This window comes from uncultured Parabacteroides sp., assembly GCF_902493135.1.
Taxonomy (GTDB): domain Bacteria; phylum Bacteroidota; class Bacteroidia; order Bacteroidales; family Tannerellaceae; genus Parabacteroides.
In genome coordinates this window covers 1-17,146 of record NZ_CABUOD010000036.1, presented here as the reverse complement: position 1 = coordinate 17,146, position 17,146 = coordinate 1, and the positions used below count along the sequence as shown (strand labels likewise).

Below are 17,146 nucleotides of genomic sequence, written 5' to 3'. Positions count from 1 at the left end.
ACTTGCGGGAAAATTTATTTTCATGCAAGTGAAACAAAAGTTTCATCGGCAGGAAACAAAAGTTTCCCTTGCATGAAACTAAAACAAGATAACTGCCGGATGAAAGAAAAAGCCTGTCGTATGGTAGGGAAGTCTGCTATTTATCTTTATCTTTGTCCTTATATAATCATAAATTAATCCTGATCATCATGAAAAAGACAATCTTCGCTTCACTGACCATCGTGGCATTCTCGGCCCTGATGCTTTGTTGCTGCCATGCTCCCAAACAGGAGAAAGTGCTTCGCCACGTCGTCATGTTCGGTTTCAAACCCGAAGTTTCCACCCAACAGATCAAGGAAGTCGAAGATGCTTTCTGCGCACTTCCTTCCCAGATAGACCTGATCAAAGGGTACGAATGGGGAACGGATTGCAGTCCCGAAGGGTTGCAACAGGGATTGACGCACTGTTTCTTCCTGACTTTCCATTCGGATGCCGACCGAGACGCCTACCTGATCCATCCGGTGCATAAGGCTTTCGGGAAAGTATTAGGAGACAAGGCATCTGCCGTCACCGTCGTGGACTACTGGACCAAATAAGAATTATTATTTTTCTCACTTATAACATTTTAAACGCATGAACAAACTAACAAAGTATGCATGTATCCTGACAACCCTGGCCGGAGCCGTGGCTTGTTCGGGAGGAAAAAAAGCACAAGGAGACTATGCCATTATCCCGCTTCCTCAAGAAGTGGTGACACAAGGTAGCGCCCCGTTCCTGTTGAAACCGTCTACCCCGATCTCTTATCAGGAAGGTGATGCGGAAATGGAACAGACCGCCCGTTTCCTTGCCTCCTATGTCAAAGAGGCTACGGGATATGAACCGAAAGTGATTGCCGGGAATGCGGACAAAGGCATTCATCTGTCGATCGCTTCCGACATCCGGAACCCGGAAGGCTACCGCCTGCTGGTCAGCGAGAACGGCATCGAGATCGCCGGAGCATCCAACGCCGGCATATTCTATGGCGTGCAGACCTTGCGCAAGTCTATCCCCGCCGTGGCCGAAGGGATGGACATCGAACTTCCGGCGGCCAGTATCAACGACTATCCGCGTTTTCCGTACCGCGGTATGCACTTAGACGTCTCCCGGCACTTCTTCCCGGTTGATTCGGTCAAGAAGTTTATCGATATTCTTGCCTTGCACAACATGAACCGTTTCCACTGGCATCTGACGGACGACCAGGGGTGGCGCATCGAGATCAAGAAATATCCGGAACTGACCAAGATCGGGGCGCAACGCAAGGAAACCGTCATCGGCCGTAACTCCGGCCAATATGACGGCAAACCGTATGGCGAAGGCATGTTCTATACGCAAGATGAAATCCGCGACGTGATCGCTTACGCCCAAGAACGATTCATTACGATCATCCCCGAAATAGACCTTCCGGGACACCAGTTGGCAGCCATCACGACCTACCCGGAATTGGGTTGCACGGGCGGACCGTATGAAGTATGGACCCAGTGGGGCGTATCGGACGATGTGATCTGTGCCGGCAATGAAAAGGCCATGACCTTCCTCGAAGACGTGCTCGGCGAGGTGATCGACCTCTTCCCGTCCGAATATATACACGTAGGAGGGGACGAATGCCCGAAAGTGCGTTGGAAGAGTTGCCCGAAGTGCCAGGCGCGTATCAAGGCGGAAGGCATCAAGGCGGACAGCAAGCACAGTGCCGAAGAATACCTGCAAAGCTATGTCATCTCACGCATGGAGAAATTCGTCGAAAGCAAAGGCCGCCATATCATCGGCTGGGACGAGATCCTGGAAGGTGGCCTGGCTCCGAACGCGACGGTGATGAGCTGGCGCGGCGTAGACGGCGGCATCGAGGCTGCCAAGCAGAAACATAATGTGATCATGACGCCCAACTCTTACCTCTATTTCGACTATTACCAGTCTACCGACACGGAACACGATCCGCTTGCCATCGGCGGCTATCTGCCGTTGGAACGCGTCTATTCGTTCGAACCGACTGCCGGAATTCCGGAAGAGTACCGGAAATATGTAACCGGCGTGCAGGCGAACCTTTGGACAGAATATATCCCGACATTCAGCCAGGTCGAATATATGGTATTGCCGCGTATGGATGCATTGGCTGAAATACAATGGACCGACGCTCCGAAAGATTTCAAGGCGTTCCTGCCGCGTTTGGTCCGCATGACCGAACTCTACGACCGTTTGGGCTACAACTACGCCAAACATATCTTCGACATCCGCGCCTCCTTCGCTACCGACGGTGACAAAGGCGAAATCGTCGTGACGCTCGAAACCGAAGGCAACGCCGATATCCATTATACGCTCGACGGCAGCGAACCGACGGCAACCAGCCCGAAATACGAAGCCCCTCTCCGCATCAAGCAAAATGCAGAAGTGAAAGCCGTGGCTGTCCGCCCGACCGGAAACAGCCGTATCTTCTCTGAAAAGATCGACTTCAACAAGGCGACAGCCAAGCCGGTCACATTGAAGGTGGCTCCCAGCAGAGGATATGACTTCAACGGCGGCCCGGAACTGACCGACGGCCTGAGCGGCAACGACAACTACAAGACCGGACGCTGGCTCGGCTTCCAGGGCAAGGACTTGGATGCCGTTATCGACCTGAAAGAACCGACCGAGTTCAGCAAAGTGTCCTTCAACACGAATGTTGTGAAAGGGGACTGGATCATGGGAGCGGCAGGCGTTACCGTAAAGGTCTCGGACGACGGACAGAACTTCAAGGAGGTAGCTTCCAAGGTTATCCCGTCTTTAGGCAAAGACGACAAAGACGGCCTTTACCCGCAGGAAATCTCCTTCGGCCCGGTAAAAGCCCGCTACGTCGAAGTCATCATCAAGAGCGACAAACTTCCGGCATGGCACGGAGGTGCGGGTAATCCGGCGTTCTTGTTTGTGGACGAGATCAATCTGCAATAAGTAGAAATTTAGGCACGGATTACACGGAAATCCGTGCCTAAAAAACATAAAGAAGTTTTGCTATTCTAACACATTTCCCCATGAAAAGAAACATACTTATCCTTTCCGCCCTTTGCATCTGTTGCAACCTTTTTGCCGAAGAAGTGCCGGTTAAGCAGTTCAGGTATGCAGGCCCTTATGAGATAAAAGGGCCGTTCATCGTCGACAGCCTTGACGTGAACAGTAAGAAATTCACAGATGCCGAGCGATTAAAAACCGCCATCCCCTTCAACAACGTCCGGGAAAGCAACCGGACGCTGGATGCCGCAACTCCGGCCGGACAAAGCAAAAACTACTCCGTCAGCCTCGCCTCCTTTTATCTGAACAGCGACCGCTATACGGACGGTAGCCTTCTGATCAGCGGGCCGGAACATTACGAGGTGTATATCGACAACGAGAAACAAGCACCCGCCAACGGCGAACTCAAGCTTACGCTCGAACCCCGCCGCTACGAAGTTGTAATCAAATATCTCACTGCCTCAGGCGAAACGAATCATACTCCAAAAGCCCTCTTTAAGACAGACGGTAAAGCCGTTGTCACAGCGACAACCGATCCGGAGAAACGCTACACCTTGAACGATGTCTTCGATGGCACACGCTTCCGCTCCGTCAGCCTTTCCCCCAACGGCAAATACCTGTTGACCGCCTACCAGACGACTTATCCCGGTGGCGACACCGAATCGTTCCAGCAAGTGACCGACCGGGCCACAGGGCAGGTTTTAATGGAAAGCGGCAGCAATCATTACAGCTGGATGCCCTGCAGCAATCGCCTTTATTATACCCGCAAAGGCATGCAGGGAAAGGAGCTTGTCACGATCGACCCTGCAACCCGGGCAGAGACAGTCCTTGCCCGCAACCTTCCCGACGGCTGGTTCAGCTTTGCTCCGACAGAGGATTTCCTGTTGTTCAACGTCACTGAAGAGGGGCCGAAGAAAGGAGAAGACCTTCAGGAAATCCTTGTGCCTGACGACCGTCAGCCGGGATGGCGAACCCGTTCGTTCATCCATAAGTACGACCTGGCAACCGGAGTGTTCCAACGCCTTACTTACGGACATACTTCGACTTCCGTCAACGACATTTCCGACGACGGCCGCTACCTGCTCTTCACTTGCAGCGAACGGGAGCTGACGAGACGTCCGTTTTCGACTACTTTGCTCTATCGGATGGACCTGCAAACATTGGAAACGGAACTCCTTCTGAAAGACCCGTTCGTCAACTACGCCCAATTCTCACCCGACGGCAAGATGCTGGCTATAGCCGCCTCCGGCGAAGCTTTTGACAAAACAGGCTTGAAGATCGCACCGGGACAGACTTCCAACATGAGCGACGGGCAACTCTTCCTCTACGATCCGGCAAGTAAACAGGTGACTCCTGTCACCAAAGACTTCGATCCTTCGGTTCAAAACTTCGTTTGGAACAAAAGCGATAAACAAATCTATCTACAGGGAGAAGATAAGGATTGCGTACGCCTGTACGTCCTGAATCCGGCAACCGGGAAGATCAGCCCCATCCCGCTGAAAGAAGACATCCTCTCGGATTTCACGATTGCCGAAACAACTCCCGAACTGGTCTACTTCGGCGAAAGCGCCTCCAACTCGCAACGCCTCTATTCCGTCAACCTGAAAAAGAATACCTCTGTTTGCCTGAAAGACCTTTCTGCCGGCATCTTGAAGGATATCGCCCTCGGCGAAGTGCACGACTGGAATTTCCAGGCGGCTGCCGGTGATACGATCTACGGACGCTATTATCTGCCGCCCCATTTCGATCCCAACAAGAAATACCCGCTGATCGTGAATTACTACGGGGGAACCAGCCCGACGGAACGTTCGCTCGAAAACCGGTATCCCTCGCACGTGTATGCGGCATTGGGCTACATCGTCTATATCATCCAGCCCAGCGGGGCAACCGGCTTCGGACAGGAGTTCTCCGCCCGCCACGTGAATGCATGGGGTCAGCGTACGGGAGACGAGATCATCGAAGGGACAAAGAAGTTTTGTGCCGAACACAACTTTGTCGATGCCCGGAAGATCGGTTGCATAGGAGCGTCCTACGGCGGTTTCATGACACAATACCTGCAAACAAAAACGGATATCTTTGCCGCCGCCATCTCCCATGCCGGGATCAGCGACATCACCAGCTATTGGGGCGAAGGCTACTGGGGATATTCCTACAGTGCCCTGGCAAGTGCGAACAGCTATCCCTGGAACGCGCGGGATATGTACACGTTGCAAAGCCCGCTGTTCAATGCCGACAAGATCAACACCCCGATCCTTTTCCTGCACGGGACGGTCGATACCAACGTGCCGATCGGCGAAAGCATCCAGATGTTTACTGCGCTGAAACTGTTAGGCAAACCGACCGCTTTCGTCCAGGTCGTAGGACAGAACCACCAGATACTGGACTATAAAAAACGTGCCGAATGGAACAAAACCATCTACGCCTGGTTCGCCAAATGGCTCAAAGACCAGCCGGAATGGTGGAATGCCATGTATCCGGAAAAGTCGTTGTAAAATGGAAAAGTTGGTGCACCGCCTCCATCATGACTTGCACCGGCTTGGATCCCGATACTATACCCCCGTCCCCTGTCTTACCGGACGGGAGCGAGGGAAATGATGAACGGGGCAAGAAACAGGGTGGACGTTATTTTGCATTTTCAAGACTTTATACGCAATGAAGGTGTGTCAAAATAAAAATAGAACGCAGATGACACAGATTCAACAGATAACCGCAGGTTTTTATTATAATCAATCTGTGTGAATCCATCTCCTCTGTGTTATCTGTGTTCTAATATACAGATTAATGCCCCCCTTCATTCATAGCAAATACGAAATATTAACCGATTAAACCTCTCATACGATCTTCAAAAGCAGACAGAGCCGCTTTTGCCCCTTCTCCCATTGCTATGATGATCTGTTTATAGGGGACGGTCGAGACGTCGCCTGCCGCATAGATACCGGGGACATTGGTCCGGCAATACGTATCGATCACAATCTCACCCGGTTTATTCGTTTCGACAACGTCACGGAACACGCCACTGTTGGCGGCCAAGCCGATCTGGACAAAGATACCGTCCAAGTCGATCACCCGCTCCGCCTCCGTCTTACGGTCTTTTACACGAAGGCCTGTCACCTTATCGCCGTTGCCGATCACTTCCAAAGATTGGGAATGCAGGAATACTTCCACATTCGGCAAACCCTTCACTTTTTCCTGCAACACTTGGTCGGCCTTCAGTTCATCCATAAATTCCAAGACCGTCACTTTCGAACAGATGCCCGCCAAGTCTATAGCCGCTTCGATCCCCGAATTTCCACCACCGACAACCGCAACGTGTTTATCTTTATAAAACGGACCGTCGCAGTGAGGGCAAAAAGCCACTCCTCTTCCGATATATTCCGCTTCGCCCGGTACATTCAACTTGCGCCAGCTCGCGCCTGTCGCCACAATAACGGCAGGAGCCGAAAAACGTTCGCCGGTAGAAGCGGTCAGAAGTTTCGCCGGTCCGTCCAGTTCGACTTTGTCCACACGGCGATGCTCCAGTATATCGACCGGATAGTCGTTGATATGTGCCAGAAGGTCGTTCGCCAACTGCTGTCCGGTAGTCTGCGGAACAGAGATCAGATTCTCTATGCCGACCGTTTCCTTGACCTGTCCACCGATACGATCGGCTATAACTGCTACATTCAAGCCTTTACGTGCCGAATAGATAGTCGCTGCTGCGCCGGCGGGTCCACCTCCCACTACTATCACATCATAGTTCTTAACAGGTTTTTCAACAGAGTTATCAACAACCCCTTCACTAATCCCGTACTGGGCTTCGAGTTTGGAAAGCAATTCTCCAAAATCACTGCGGCCCACATGGATCAGTTTGCCATCGGCAAAAACAGAAGGGACTCCCTGTACTTTCATCGCCTCAACTTCTTTCTGGTTGATGGCGCCATCCACCGTTTCATGGGTGATCCCGTTGTTGAGAGTAGCCATGACATTGAGTGCCTGCACCACATCCGGACAGTTGGTACAAGTAAGAGAGACATAAGTCGTCAACTTGATAGGGCCGTTCAGCGCTCTGACACGGGCACAGATACTTTCGTCCGGTATATTTTTCCCTTTCCCATCACTATTCAGGATAGCCAACAGCAGGGACGTAAATTCATGTCCGTTGGGTACTGCCCGAAACCGGATACCGGTAGGCATACCGTCTTTTACTATTGTAAATTGAAGACCTTCGCCATCGGCAATGTTGCATGACAGATGATCCGAGCAAGAGGCCACATCGCTAAGCAGGTCTATCAGCTCCTGGCGGCTTTCATGACCGGGAGCGACTTGTATATCAAATACATATTGGGATACCAGCCCGGAGAAAATCCCCGAAAGCTGGTCTTTCATTGCTGAGTCTAACATAACCTTTAGATCTTACCTACCAAGTCAATGCTCGGTTTCAATGTTGCTTCGCCTTTTTTCCATTTTGCAGGACAAACTTCGTTCGGGTGAGAAGCAACGAACTGGGCAGCTTCGACTTTACGAAGCAATTCGTCTGCGTTACGGCCGATACCGTTATCGTGGATTTCGGCGATCTTGATCTTTCCTTCGGGATTTACCAGGAACGTACCGCGATAAGCCATACCTTCATCTTCGATCATCACACCGAACGCACGGCTCAAAACGCCTGTCGGGTCTGCCAGCATCGGATATTTGATTTTACGAATTGTTTCGGAAGCATCATGCCATGCCTTGTGTACAAAGTGTGAGTCTGTACTTACAGAATATACTTCGACACCCATTTCCTGAAATTTGTCATACTTGTCAGCCATGTCGACCAATTCGGTCGGGCATACGAATGTAAAGTCGGCAGGATAGAAGAAAAAGATGGCCCATTTGCCCTTGATATCTTCGCTACTTACTGTCTTGAAATTACCATTCTGAAAAGCTTGAACTTTGAATTCGGGTACTTGTGAATTGATAATTGGTTCCATGATTTTTACTATTTAATTTGTTACTACTATTTTTTGATTACCCTGCAAAGGTAAATCGTAAGATACTGATTGAAAGAATTTTTCAAATTGATAATTTTTATCTGCCGATAGACGGATCTCTATCGGCAAACACACTTGTCTATAATGACAATATGAAGCAAAGTTTTGTTTTCCGGAACAATAAAAATATACCTAATTGTAGGTAAAATACCTTTCGATCCTACCATGTGTTCCTTTAATCGTTACCTTTGGATATTAACATTAAAAATGTCCGAAAATGAGAAGAGCAAGTTTGTATACATTTGCAGCGGGCTTAGCGTTCGTTTGCAGCACATGGCTTTCTTCATGCGTCACACAAATACCCCTTACTCGGGAAAAACCGGTAAACAATTCCACTTATCGAGTCGAATACCTGTTCGAACACGAAGGGTGTAAGGTCTATCGTTTCATGGATATGGGACATTACATCTATTTCACCAACTGCGAGGGAGATGTCACCAGTGTTGAAAGCGACAGCGTCCGCACAGTCAACCGGATCAGCCGTGCAAAAAACACATCTTTTCCTCCTACCTAAAACAAATGTAAAGGACGAAGTTCGGAATGGCTTCGGGACTGATTATTTCGGCGCAGGCCGAATGATTACGTAATTTATGAAATCGCAGATCGGGTTCCTGTCAGAGTGGGATAGAAAAAACTCATAACCGGCAACAAGGCGGAAGCCTTATGATAAAAAAGAAGCCTTTCTTCACAGAGAGGCTTCTTTTTTATATCGAAAATAACCAATAAAAACTTTCCGATATCGTTAATCATCTTATATGCTTACATAATTAACAAAAGGTTTTGATATAGCGATTATACTAATAGTGTTACTTCCTTAATGACATTGCAAAGATAAGGGCACATGCCGTCTGTTACAATACCTGCATGTGAGTAAAAAACCGCCCTTTACTACCTATTCAAGGTGATATTTGAGTATAATACCTACAAATAGGTAACTTCGGAGCGTTTTTACCTACTAATTGCGATTGCACACCGTTCGCAACCCCTCTAATTTTGCCAAAAATTAAAAAACGCAATGAAAAGGTTAACTCATTTATTAGCAATCACTCTACTAATCTCCTGCGTGACAGCTTTTGCACAGGAACAAGAAGAAACAACGACAGGAAAATCCGCAGTGAAACAGTCTGCAGACATTTATGCCGCCGGCTATGACAAGTTCCGCTTCGGCGGATATGGAGAAATCCTCGCGAACTTTATGGATTATGGCATCAACCGTTTCCGGGGTACGGACAACGGAAGCAAGAAAGACCACCGCAATTCGATCTCCATCCCCCGTTTTGTCTTGGCTTTCGATTACAAATTCAATTCCCAATGGGTATTAGGCGCAGAAATAGAATTTGAGGCAGGAGGTACGGGAAGTGCCTATGAGATAGAAAACACGGAAAACGGAGAATACGAAATGGAAGTGGAAAAAGGCGGCGAAGTCGCTTTGGAACAATTCCACATCACACGTCTTGTCCATCCGGCCTTCAATGTCCGTGCCGGCCACCTGATCGTCCCGGTCGGTTTGACCAACGAGCATCACGAGCCGATCAATTTCTTCGGAACTTCCCGTCCGGAAGGCGAAACGACCCTGCTGCCTTCCACCTGGCATGAAAACGGCATCGAAGTGTTCGGTACGTTCGGCCGGGGCTACACACGTTTCAACTACCGGGCTTTGGTCGTTGCCGGATTGAACGCCAACGGTTTCGACCGCAACACATGGGTCGCCGGCGGCAAGCAGGGACTGTTCGAAACAGACAACTTCACCTCGCCGGGCTACGTGGCTCGCCTGAACTATTTAGGAGTACCGGGATTGAAAATAGGCGGTTCCTTCTATTATTGCCACAATACGGGAGCCAATTCAGACAAACCGGAAACCTACGTCAAATATGGAAACATCCCTTTACGCATTTATACGGCCGACCTGCAATATAAAAACAAATATGTCACCGCACGCGCAAACATGATATACGGCAACCTGAGCAAAGCCGACGACCTCAGCAACGTCAACAACCACCAGAGCGGCGGTTCTCCTTACACACAGACAACCCCGATCGCCAAACGCGCGGTCAGCTACGGTGGCGAAGTAGGCTTCAACCTGCGTGCGGTTTGCAAAGACAATAGGAACGTACCCGTAATCTATCCGTTCGTCCGCTACGAATACTACAACCCGCAGGAGAAAGGCGAAGGCAAGCACACGATGGATCTACGCAACAAAGTAAGCATGTGGACGGCCGGCGCCAACTGGTACGCCCTGCCGAACCTTGTCGTGAAAGCGGACTACACGACACGCAAAATCGGAGGCGGCAAATACAACAGCGAAAACGAATTCAGCCTGGCTATCGCCTACATCGGCTGGTTCCTCAGCAAATAAAAACAACATAAACAATTTAATAGCTTATCAACAAAATGAAAAAGAAGAATTATTTCGGTCTGGCAGCCCTATCGCTCGCCATGACATTCTCGATGGGAGCATGTAGCGACAACAACGATCCGGAACCAGAAGGTAGCGGAAAAGATCCGGTCAGCCTGGATTACAGTTCTGAGAACGCCAGTGCATGGGGCAACTATATGTACAACGTGGCCATGCTGCTGAACGACGATGCGACCACACTCTACAATTCCTGGGTAACCGACTATGTCGACGAACAGGGTTCACACGGCCCATATGCCACGATCTTCAAAGACCAGACTGCCGGAGCTTACCAAAGCCCGCTCTCGTGTATCGAGGAAATGATCGAAAGCGGCATGTGGAACATCGCCAACGAAGTGGGTGACGCCAAGATCAAGGACCCGTACATCAAATATACAAGCGGTGACAAGGAAGGCGGCCTTTACGCCGTCGAATCATGGTATAGCTGGCACTCGCGCGACGACTATACGAACAACATCTTCTCCATCCGTAACACATACTACGGCCGCATCGACGACAACGACGTGTCCAAAGTGAACGGGAATCTGAGCGCTTTCAACTCTTACAAGGATTTCGACGATGAAGGCGACATTGCAGAACACTCGCTTTCAAAGCTGATTGCTTCTGCCAATCCGGATCTCGACGAAGAAATCAAAACGCTGATTTTCGCCTCGGCAAAGACGATCCAGGCTATTCCGCAACCCTTCCGCAACAACATCGACAGCGAAGAGGCCGTTGCCGCCATGAACACTTGCATGGAACTGGCCAACCTGTTGTTAAACGAAGTAAAACCGTATGTAAACCGGACTTTCGGCGATCCTCAATACGACGATGACCTGGATGCAATAGCCGAACAGTTTGTCGACGCGGTCGTTCTTCCGACTTATAAAGACTTACAGGAAAAAAACAAACTTTTGCTGGATGCGGTGAACCAGTTCAGGCAAAACCCAAGCGACGACAACTTCGAGAAGGCCTGTAACGTATGGATCGCGGCACGCGAACCGTGGGAAAAGAGCGAAGCCTTCCTTATCGGCCCGGTTGCCAACTTAGGCCTGGACCCGAACATGGACAGCTGGCCTTTGGATCAGAACGGTATCGTACAGGTATTGAACTCACAGAATTGGGATGACCTGGAATGGAGCGGGAACTTCGACGAAGAAGATGAAGCCATCGGGACAGCACAGAGCGTACGTGGTTACCATACATTGGAATATCTCCTATTCAAAGACGGACAACCCCGCACTGTTGACGGAGCAAAATAAACGATCTTTTGAAAACATGAAGCCATCTTACCTGTTAACATCCTCGCTATTCCTCCTCTTTGCATGCGCAGCGTGTGAAGAGGACGATAAAATGGATATGGATAAAATAGATGTCCCGAACGGATACGCACTGTCGGCAGGGACTTCAACGATTTTCCTGAACTCATCGGTAGCCTATGACACGAACGCCGACTGGATAACAGGAGCCAACTCGATCCGTTTCAACAACGGCGACGGTCTCTACGATGACGTACGCACCAGCAACAACGGTGACGGAGGCGGACTCGGCCCTGTCTATGCCGGTTACTCCTGCGGCAGTTGCCACCGCAATGCAGGAAGGACCAAACCGACATTGTGGGAAAACGGCGGTTCGGGCAACTACGGTTTCTCTTCCATGCTGGTCTATATCTCCCGCCGCAACGGCGCTTTCTTCCGTGACTACGGGCGGGTATTGCATGACCAGGCCATCTATGGCGTCAAACCGGAAGGCAAGTTGTCCGTCACATATGACAAGCAGACTTTTTCCTTCCCCGACGGAGAGACTTACGAACTATGCAAACCCAATTACACGATAACCGAATGGTATAAAGACAGCATCGCCCCGGAAGATCTGTTCTGCACCGTACGCATCCCGCTACGCCACGTCGGCATGGGACAGATGATGGCGATCGACCGCCGGGAAATCGAAGCGCTCGCAGCCAAAAGCCATTATCCGGAATACGGTATCAGCGGACGTTGCAACTATATCACCGAGAAAGGCGTCACCGGTGTCGGCCTTTCCGGCAACAAGGCACAGCATCTCGACCTGACTGTCGAACTTGGGTTCTCAAGCGATATGGGTGTGACCAACAGCCGCTATCCGGAAGAGATTTGCGAAGGGCAGGTCCAGATCAACCAGGGCAGTATGATGGGGCTCTCGTACGACCAGCTCGACATATCGACCGCCGATATGGAAGATGTGGACCTCTATATGCAAAGTCTCGGCGTGCCGGCACGACGCAACCTAAACGACCCTGTGGTCATTTTGGGAGAACAAAAGTTTTACGAGGCCAAATGCCATCTTTGCCACGTCACTACGTTGCATACACAGGCAGGCGGTTCCACCCTGCTCAACGGTACGCGTTTGCCGTGGCTCGGCGGACAAACCATTCATCCTTATTCGGATTTCCTGCTGCATGACATGGGATCGGAAATCATGGGAGTCGGGCTGAACGACAATTATGTCAGCGGCCTGGCACGAGGAAACGAATGGCGTACCACGCCGCTCTGGGGCATCGGATTGCAGGAGAAAGTCAACGGCCATACCTATTTCCTCCACGACGGACGCGCCCGCAACCTGACCGAAGCCATCATGTGGCACGGAGGCGAAGGGGAAGCCTCTAAAAATTTATTCAAACAAATGAGCAAGGAAGAGCGTAAGGCAGTGATCGCATTCCTCAACTCCTTATAATTTATCCATAAGACAAACTGAAATGAAACAACTGATCATCATAATTGCAGCGTTATTACTCCTGCCGTTGGCCGTCAGGGCCCAATATGAGGAAGAGACGGAAAACGGTGTCGTCTCATTAAACGGCAAAGAAGGTTTTGCGATCGCTACCAAGAAGGGGGATTTCGTTTTCAAACCTTATATGTTGGTTCAGACCAGCGCCAACATCAACTACTACGACGATGAAGGACTGGATCCTGCCTATAATCAGGACAATATACACAACAGCGGTTTCTCGATCCCTTACGCCATTCTTGGTTTCACGGGCAAGGCATTCGACCGGGTGACATTCAACCTCTCCATCAATGCCGCCGGAAGCGGGGGAAACATCCTGCAGCAGGCTTGGTTCGACGTAGAGATGAAGAGGAGTTTCGCCATACGTGTGGGCAAGTTCAAGACTCCGTTCTCGCACGCTTACCTGACTACGCTGGGTGAGACGTTAATGCCGACATTGCCGGCATCGCTCACCTCATCCGTCATCCTGCCTTATTCCCTTAATGCCGTGACACCGAATATCGGCATGGGTTTTGACCTCGGAGTGGAAGTGCACGGATTGGTAAAGGAGAAGTTCGGCTACGAGGTGGGGATTTTCAACGGAACAGGAAGCTCCGTCAATGTGGCGTCCAAAACGTTCAGCGACGACTGGCATATCCCGTCATTGCTGTATGCCGGCCGCGTCACTTACATGCCGAAGGGAGTCATGCCGTCAAACCAGGGCAGTCCGAACCGTTTGAAGGAAGACAAGATGCTGTTCGGTCTTTCCACTTCATTGAATGTGGAGAGCGAAAGCGAAAGTACGAACGACTTCCGGGCAGGAGCCGAATTCGCCATGTTGAAGAACCGCCTGTACCTCGGCGCTGAAATCTATTATATGAATGTCGGTTTTACCAAACGGCAGAAAATCGACGAGAGCTATGACTATTTAGGCGGTTACGTGCAAGGCGGTTATTTCGTCACCGGCAAATTGCAAGCGACAGCCCGCTATGACTTCTTCAACCGCAATGGATTGGACACAAACGGTTTTCTGAATATGCCGGCCGTCGGATTCAACTATTTCTTCACCGGCTGCAACCTGAAACTGCAAGCCATGTATCAATTCATCGGACGTACCGGACATGACACGCAGCTTGACCGCGACAACGACGACTTAGGACTGGCCATGCATTCCGGAACCGTTTTACTTCAGTACACATTCTAACCCTTACGTCATGAACAGAAAAGTTTATTCATTCATCTCCGGACTGTTGTTCTTTTCCGGCCTTGCCATCTCCTGCGATGATGGCAAGATATATGATGAAAACAACCAAGCGGAAAGGGAGGGAGGAACGGTGAAGTTGACCGCCCGAATCAGCGGGGCCGATTCCTGGCCGGGCGGTTACAGCGTCGTGCTGGCCGGATTCACTCCCGACAATGCTTTCGCACAAACGGCAAAAGGGATCAGCCAGTCGGCCGACGGAACGATAGACATGGTCTTGGCCGGTATTCCCGGCGAAGTGACACAGATCGAAGTTTGTGTCATCGACAAGCTGCGTAAAAGGGTCGCCAGCTTTTATACCGCCGACTACACGGAACAGGCGGACACCATACGGCTGGACGCCGGGAACCTGGATGCCGGCATGTTCAACAGCATCCAGACCGGAATCTTCAACCGTTCCTGTACGGCTTGCCACGGAGGAAGCACGGCACCGGCTGCTGGGCTGTACCTCACGGAAGGTAAAAGCCACAAGGCTCTGGTCGATGTCGTAGCCGATAAAAGCGAGAAGGGGCTGAAGCTGGTCGAGCCGGGAAGCGCGGAAGAAAGTTTCCTGCACATCATCCTGCACGAAAACATTCTCAAATACGATCATACCAACATCATCACAACGTCCGGCACCCTGACGTTGCTCGACGATTGGATCAATAACGGAGCTAAGGAATAAGTATCCGCCACTTCCGTACCTGATACCGTTCCTTACTTTATTAAGTAATTTTCAACTCTCAATTTTCAAATTTCAATTAAATAGCTTTATTTTTACAACCTATAGCAAAACATAATACAGATATGAACCTGATAAGGAAAACATACGGCACGACGGAGGTGCAAATCTCCTCATTCCAATCTTCCAAAGGTATAACAGAATACCATCTCTTCTTCCAACAAACGGACTGTATGGAGGATTTTCACGCTCAGTTGCAACATATACAAGATGCCTACACCCGTTCGGTGGAAGAGTTGCCCGGCAATCCGGTCGCCATCTTCCGGCGTTATTTCCTGAGCGACGTAACCAACCAGACGGATGAACTGATGGAACGGGAACGGCTTTCCCCTTATTGCGCACTGTCAATCGTGCAACAGGCTCCGATGAACGGGACGAAGATCGCGTTGTGGGCCTGGTTGCAGACCGGTGTGCAGACACAGGTATTGCCAAGCGGGTTGTTCGAGGCGCGTCACGGGGCATACAGCCAATTTTTAGGCGCCAACCAGTGCAACCGGGCAGCCAATTCGGAATACCAGACCCGCCTGATCTTCCGCGATTATATCCTTCAACTGACGGAAGCCAATTGCACACTGGCAGCCAACTGCCTGCGTACGTGGATCTTCGTACAGAATGTAGACGTAAATTATCCGGGTGTGGTAAAAGCCCGCAAAGAGGTATTCGCGACACAGAACCTGACGGAAGAGACTCATTTCATCGCCAGTACGGGGATCGAGGGCCGCTATTTCGACCCGATGGTGTTCGTGACAATGGACACATATGCCGTTTCCGGTATTTGCCCTGAACAAATCCGCTATCTATACGCTCCCGAACACTTGAACCGCACGTATGAATATGGCGTCACGTTCGAAAGGGGAACGGCTGTCACCTACGGCGACCGCCGCCATATCTTTATCTCCGGCACGGCCAGTATCGATCGGTACGGGGAAATCGTGCATGCCGGCGATATCATGAAACAGGCTTCCCGCATGATCGAGAATATCGAAGCTCTGCTGAAAGAGGCGGAGGCCACTTTAGACGATATCATGCAGGCGATAATCTATATCCGCGATACGGCTGATTATGCACGCGTCAAACAGTATATAGACGAACACCATCCAACCCTTCCTTATATCATCGTCCGTGCTCCGGTTTGCCGGACCGGCTGGCTGATCGAAATGGAATGCACGGCGGTGACTGCAAAAGGGGAGGAACGGTTTGCGGCATTATAACAAGAAATAGTTTTTCGATATTCCTATAATTGAAGAATAACGAAGCCCCGGCAGTACGAATACAACCGGGGCTTGTTTTTTGTCTGCTCTCCTTCCTCACAGAAGTACGGGCAGCATTCTTATTTTTTACTTTAGTATTAATGTATCACTTGTTCGCCCTCGCGGGGTAATTGAACGGTCGTAAAGACCGGACGCATGATTCATTATTTTGATTATAAATTCTTTATTTCAATCTGAGTAGAGATACGGTCACCCGCATCTCTACTTTATGATGAATATGTCGTTATTATTTAACGATCGCCTTAACAGCTTCTTCGCCTTCGACAGCGACTACGACTACACCCTGAGGAGCAGCGATTGCAGCATTGTCAGAAGTGATAACCGTGTTGGCAATTGTCTGGCCTAAGATGTTAGAGATAACAACCTTCTTGCCGGCAGCACCAGCGATCCGGATGTTTCCGTTACCGGCGATAACAGTCACTTCAGATGTAGCGATTGTTTCGTTGTCCGTAGCCAACTCGTCGTTTTCTTTGTTTTCAACGTTGAAGATCAGGGCGCCGTCGCCACCGGTCTTAGCATTGGAGAACACAGAAGGATCTTTTGTCAGAACAACACAACCGTTCTGGATCTTCAACCATGCTGCATTTTCAGGAGCGATGTTTTCACCGTCATAGTTGTTGGATTCGAACAAGAATGAGTTTTCTTTGCCTTCAGCTGTTACATTATTAGCATTTTCAGGATGTACATAACGGGGGTCTTGTTCACTTTTGCTGTATGGTTACTTTTTGTGTATTTAATTAATAAAAG

12 protein-coding genes and 1 pseudogene are annotated in these 17,146 nt (G+C 50.1%); 10 read left to right on the top strand and 3 right to left on the bottom strand.

The annotated features are described in order from the left end of the window. The first annotated feature begins 188 nt into the window (after positions 1 to 188). From RDN79_RS14645 to RDN79_RS14635, 3 genes are all read left to right on the top strand, one after another. Complete coding sequence (locus RDN79_RS14645) at positions 189 to 575, top strand: Dabb family protein (RefSeq protein ID WP_298549748.1); 387 nt, start codon at positions 189 to 191, stop codon at positions 573 to 575. A gap of 37 nt (positions 576 to 612) precedes the next feature. Further along, positions 613 to 2,937 carry a glycoside hydrolase family 20 protein gene (locus tag RDN79_RS14640; RefSeq protein ID WP_298549750.1) on the top strand — a complete coding sequence of 775 codons (2,325 nt, stop codon included), beginning with the start codon at positions 613 to 615 and terminating at the stop codon, positions 2,935 to 2,937. 80 nt (positions 2,938 to 3,017) lie between these two features. Then, positions 3,018 to 5,486: a S9 family peptidase gene (locus RDN79_RS14635; protein ID WP_298549752.1), complete on the top strand. Its 2,469-nt coding sequence runs from the start codon at positions 3,018 to 3,020 to the stop codon at positions 5,484 to 5,486. Positions 5,487 to 5,808: 322 nt separating this feature from the next. On the opposite strand, the gene ahpF is transcribed toward RDN79_RS14635, so the two are convergent. Further along, positions 5,809 to 7,374, bottom strand: a complete 1,566-nt coding sequence (gene ahpF, locus RDN79_RS14630) for an alkyl hydroperoxide reductase subunit F (RefSeq protein WP_298549754.1) — start codon at positions 7,372 to 7,374, stop codon at positions 5,809 to 5,811. Positions 7,375 to 7,379: 5 nt separating this feature from the next. Beyond that, positions 7,380 to 7,946: an alkyl hydroperoxide reductase subunit C gene (gene ahpC / locus RDN79_RS14625; protein ID WP_298549755.1), complete on the bottom strand. Its 567-nt coding sequence runs from the start codon at positions 7,944 to 7,946 to the stop codon at positions 7,380 to 7,382. Between the two features lie 277 nt (positions 7,947 to 8,223). Here ahpC and RDN79_RS14620 point away from each other — a divergent pair, with 277 nt between their 5' ends. The 7 genes from RDN79_RS14620 to RDN79_RS14590 all read left to right on the top strand — a co-directional run bounded on the left by RDN79_RS14620 (position 8,224) and on the right by RDN79_RS14590 (position 16,339). Further along, positions 8,224 to 8,520 carry a DUF4884 domain-containing protein gene (locus tag RDN79_RS14620; RefSeq protein ID WP_298549757.1) on the top strand — a complete coding sequence of 99 codons (297 nt, stop codon included), beginning with the start codon at positions 8,224 to 8,226 and terminating at the stop codon, positions 8,518 to 8,520. A 501-nt stretch (positions 8,521 to 9,021) separates the two neighbouring features. After that, the gene (locus tag RDN79_RS14615) at positions 9,022 to 10,362 is read left to right on the top strand and encodes a hypothetical protein (RefSeq protein WP_298549759.1); all 1,341 of its coding nucleotides are present in this window, start codon (positions 9,022 to 9,024) and stop codon (positions 10,360 to 10,362) included. 35 nt (positions 10,363 to 10,397) lie between these two features. Beyond that, positions 10,398 to 11,663, top strand: a complete 1,266-nt coding sequence (locus RDN79_RS14610; RefSeq protein WP_298549760.1) for an imelysin family protein — start codon at positions 10,398 to 10,400, stop codon at positions 11,661 to 11,663. 16 nt (positions 11,664 to 11,679) lie between these two features. Further along, positions 11,680 to 13,113: a di-heme oxidoredictase family protein gene (locus RDN79_RS14605; protein WP_298549762.1), complete on the top strand. Its 1,434-nt coding sequence runs from the start codon at positions 11,680 to 11,682 to the stop codon at positions 13,111 to 13,113. Positions 13,114 to 13,135: 22 nt separating this feature from the next. Then, positions 13,136 to 14,350 carry a porin gene (locus RDN79_RS14600; RefSeq protein ID WP_298549763.1) on the top strand — a complete coding sequence of 405 codons (1,215 nt, stop codon included), beginning with the start codon at positions 13,136 to 13,138 and terminating at the stop codon, positions 14,348 to 14,350. Between the two features lie 10 nt (positions 14,351 to 14,360). Beyond that, positions 14,361 to 15,071 (top strand): hypothetical protein, encoded by a 711-nt coding sequence (locus RDN79_RS14595; RefSeq protein ID WP_298549764.1) that lies wholly within the window; start codon positions 14,361 to 14,363, stop codon positions 15,069 to 15,071. 122 nt (positions 15,072 to 15,193) lie between these two features. After that, positions 15,194 to 16,339: a Rid family hydrolase gene (locus RDN79_RS14590; RefSeq protein WP_298549765.1), complete on the top strand. Its 1,146-nt coding sequence runs from the start codon at positions 15,194 to 15,196 to the stop codon at positions 16,337 to 16,339. A gap of 286 nt (positions 16,340 to 16,625) precedes the next feature. Here the strand turns inward: RDN79_RS14590 and RDN79_RS14585 are convergent. Further along, a pseudogene (locus RDN79_RS14585) lies at positions 16,626 to 17,090 on the bottom strand (DUF6383 domain-containing protein); the annotation flags it as partial. Between the last annotated feature and the right edge of the window lie 56 nt (positions 17,091 to 17,146).

Bases quoted from the DNA above. Each gene is read 5' to 3' on its own strand.
- RDN79_RS14645 (WP_298549748.1), top strand. From the start codon at position 189: ATGAAAAAGACAATCTTCGCTTCACTGACCATCGTGGCATTCTCGGCC.
- RDN79_RS14640 (WP_298549750.1), top strand. From the start codon at position 613: ATGAACAAACTAACAAAGTATGCATGTATCCTGACAACCCTGGCCGGA.
- RDN79_RS14635 (WP_298549752.1), top strand. From the start codon at position 3,018: ATGAAAAGAAACATACTTATCCTTTCCGCCCTTTGCATCTGTTGCAAC.
- ahpF (WP_298549754.1), bottom strand. From the start codon at position 7,374: ATGTTAGACTCAGCAATGAAAGACCAGCTTTCGGGGATTTTCTCCGGG.
- ahpC (WP_298549755.1), bottom strand. From the start codon at position 7,946: ATGGAACCAATTATCAATTCACAAGTACCCGAATTCAAAGTTCAAGCT.
- RDN79_RS14620 (WP_298549757.1), top strand. From the start codon at position 8,224: ATGAGAAGAGCAAGTTTGTATACATTTGCAGCGGGCTTAGCGTTCGTT.
- RDN79_RS14615 (WP_298549759.1), top strand. From the start codon at position 9,022: ATGAAAAGGTTAACTCATTTATTAGCAATCACTCTACTAATCTCCTGC.
- RDN79_RS14610 (WP_298549760.1), top strand. From the start codon at position 10,398: ATGAAAAAGAAGAATTATTTCGGTCTGGCAGCCCTATCGCTCGCCATG.
- RDN79_RS14605 (WP_298549762.1), top strand. From the start codon at position 11,680: ATGAAGCCATCTTACCTGTTAACATCCTCGCTATTCCTCCTCTTTGCA.
- RDN79_RS14600 (WP_298549763.1), top strand. From the start codon at position 13,136: ATGAAACAACTGATCATCATAATTGCAGCGTTATTACTCCTGCCGTTG.
- RDN79_RS14595 (WP_298549764.1), top strand. From the start codon at position 14,361: ATGAACAGAAAAGTTTATTCATTCATCTCCGGACTGTTGTTCTTTTCC.
- RDN79_RS14590 (WP_298549765.1), top strand. From the start codon at position 15,194: ATGAACCTGATAAGGAAAACATACGGCACGACGGAGGTGCAAATCTCC.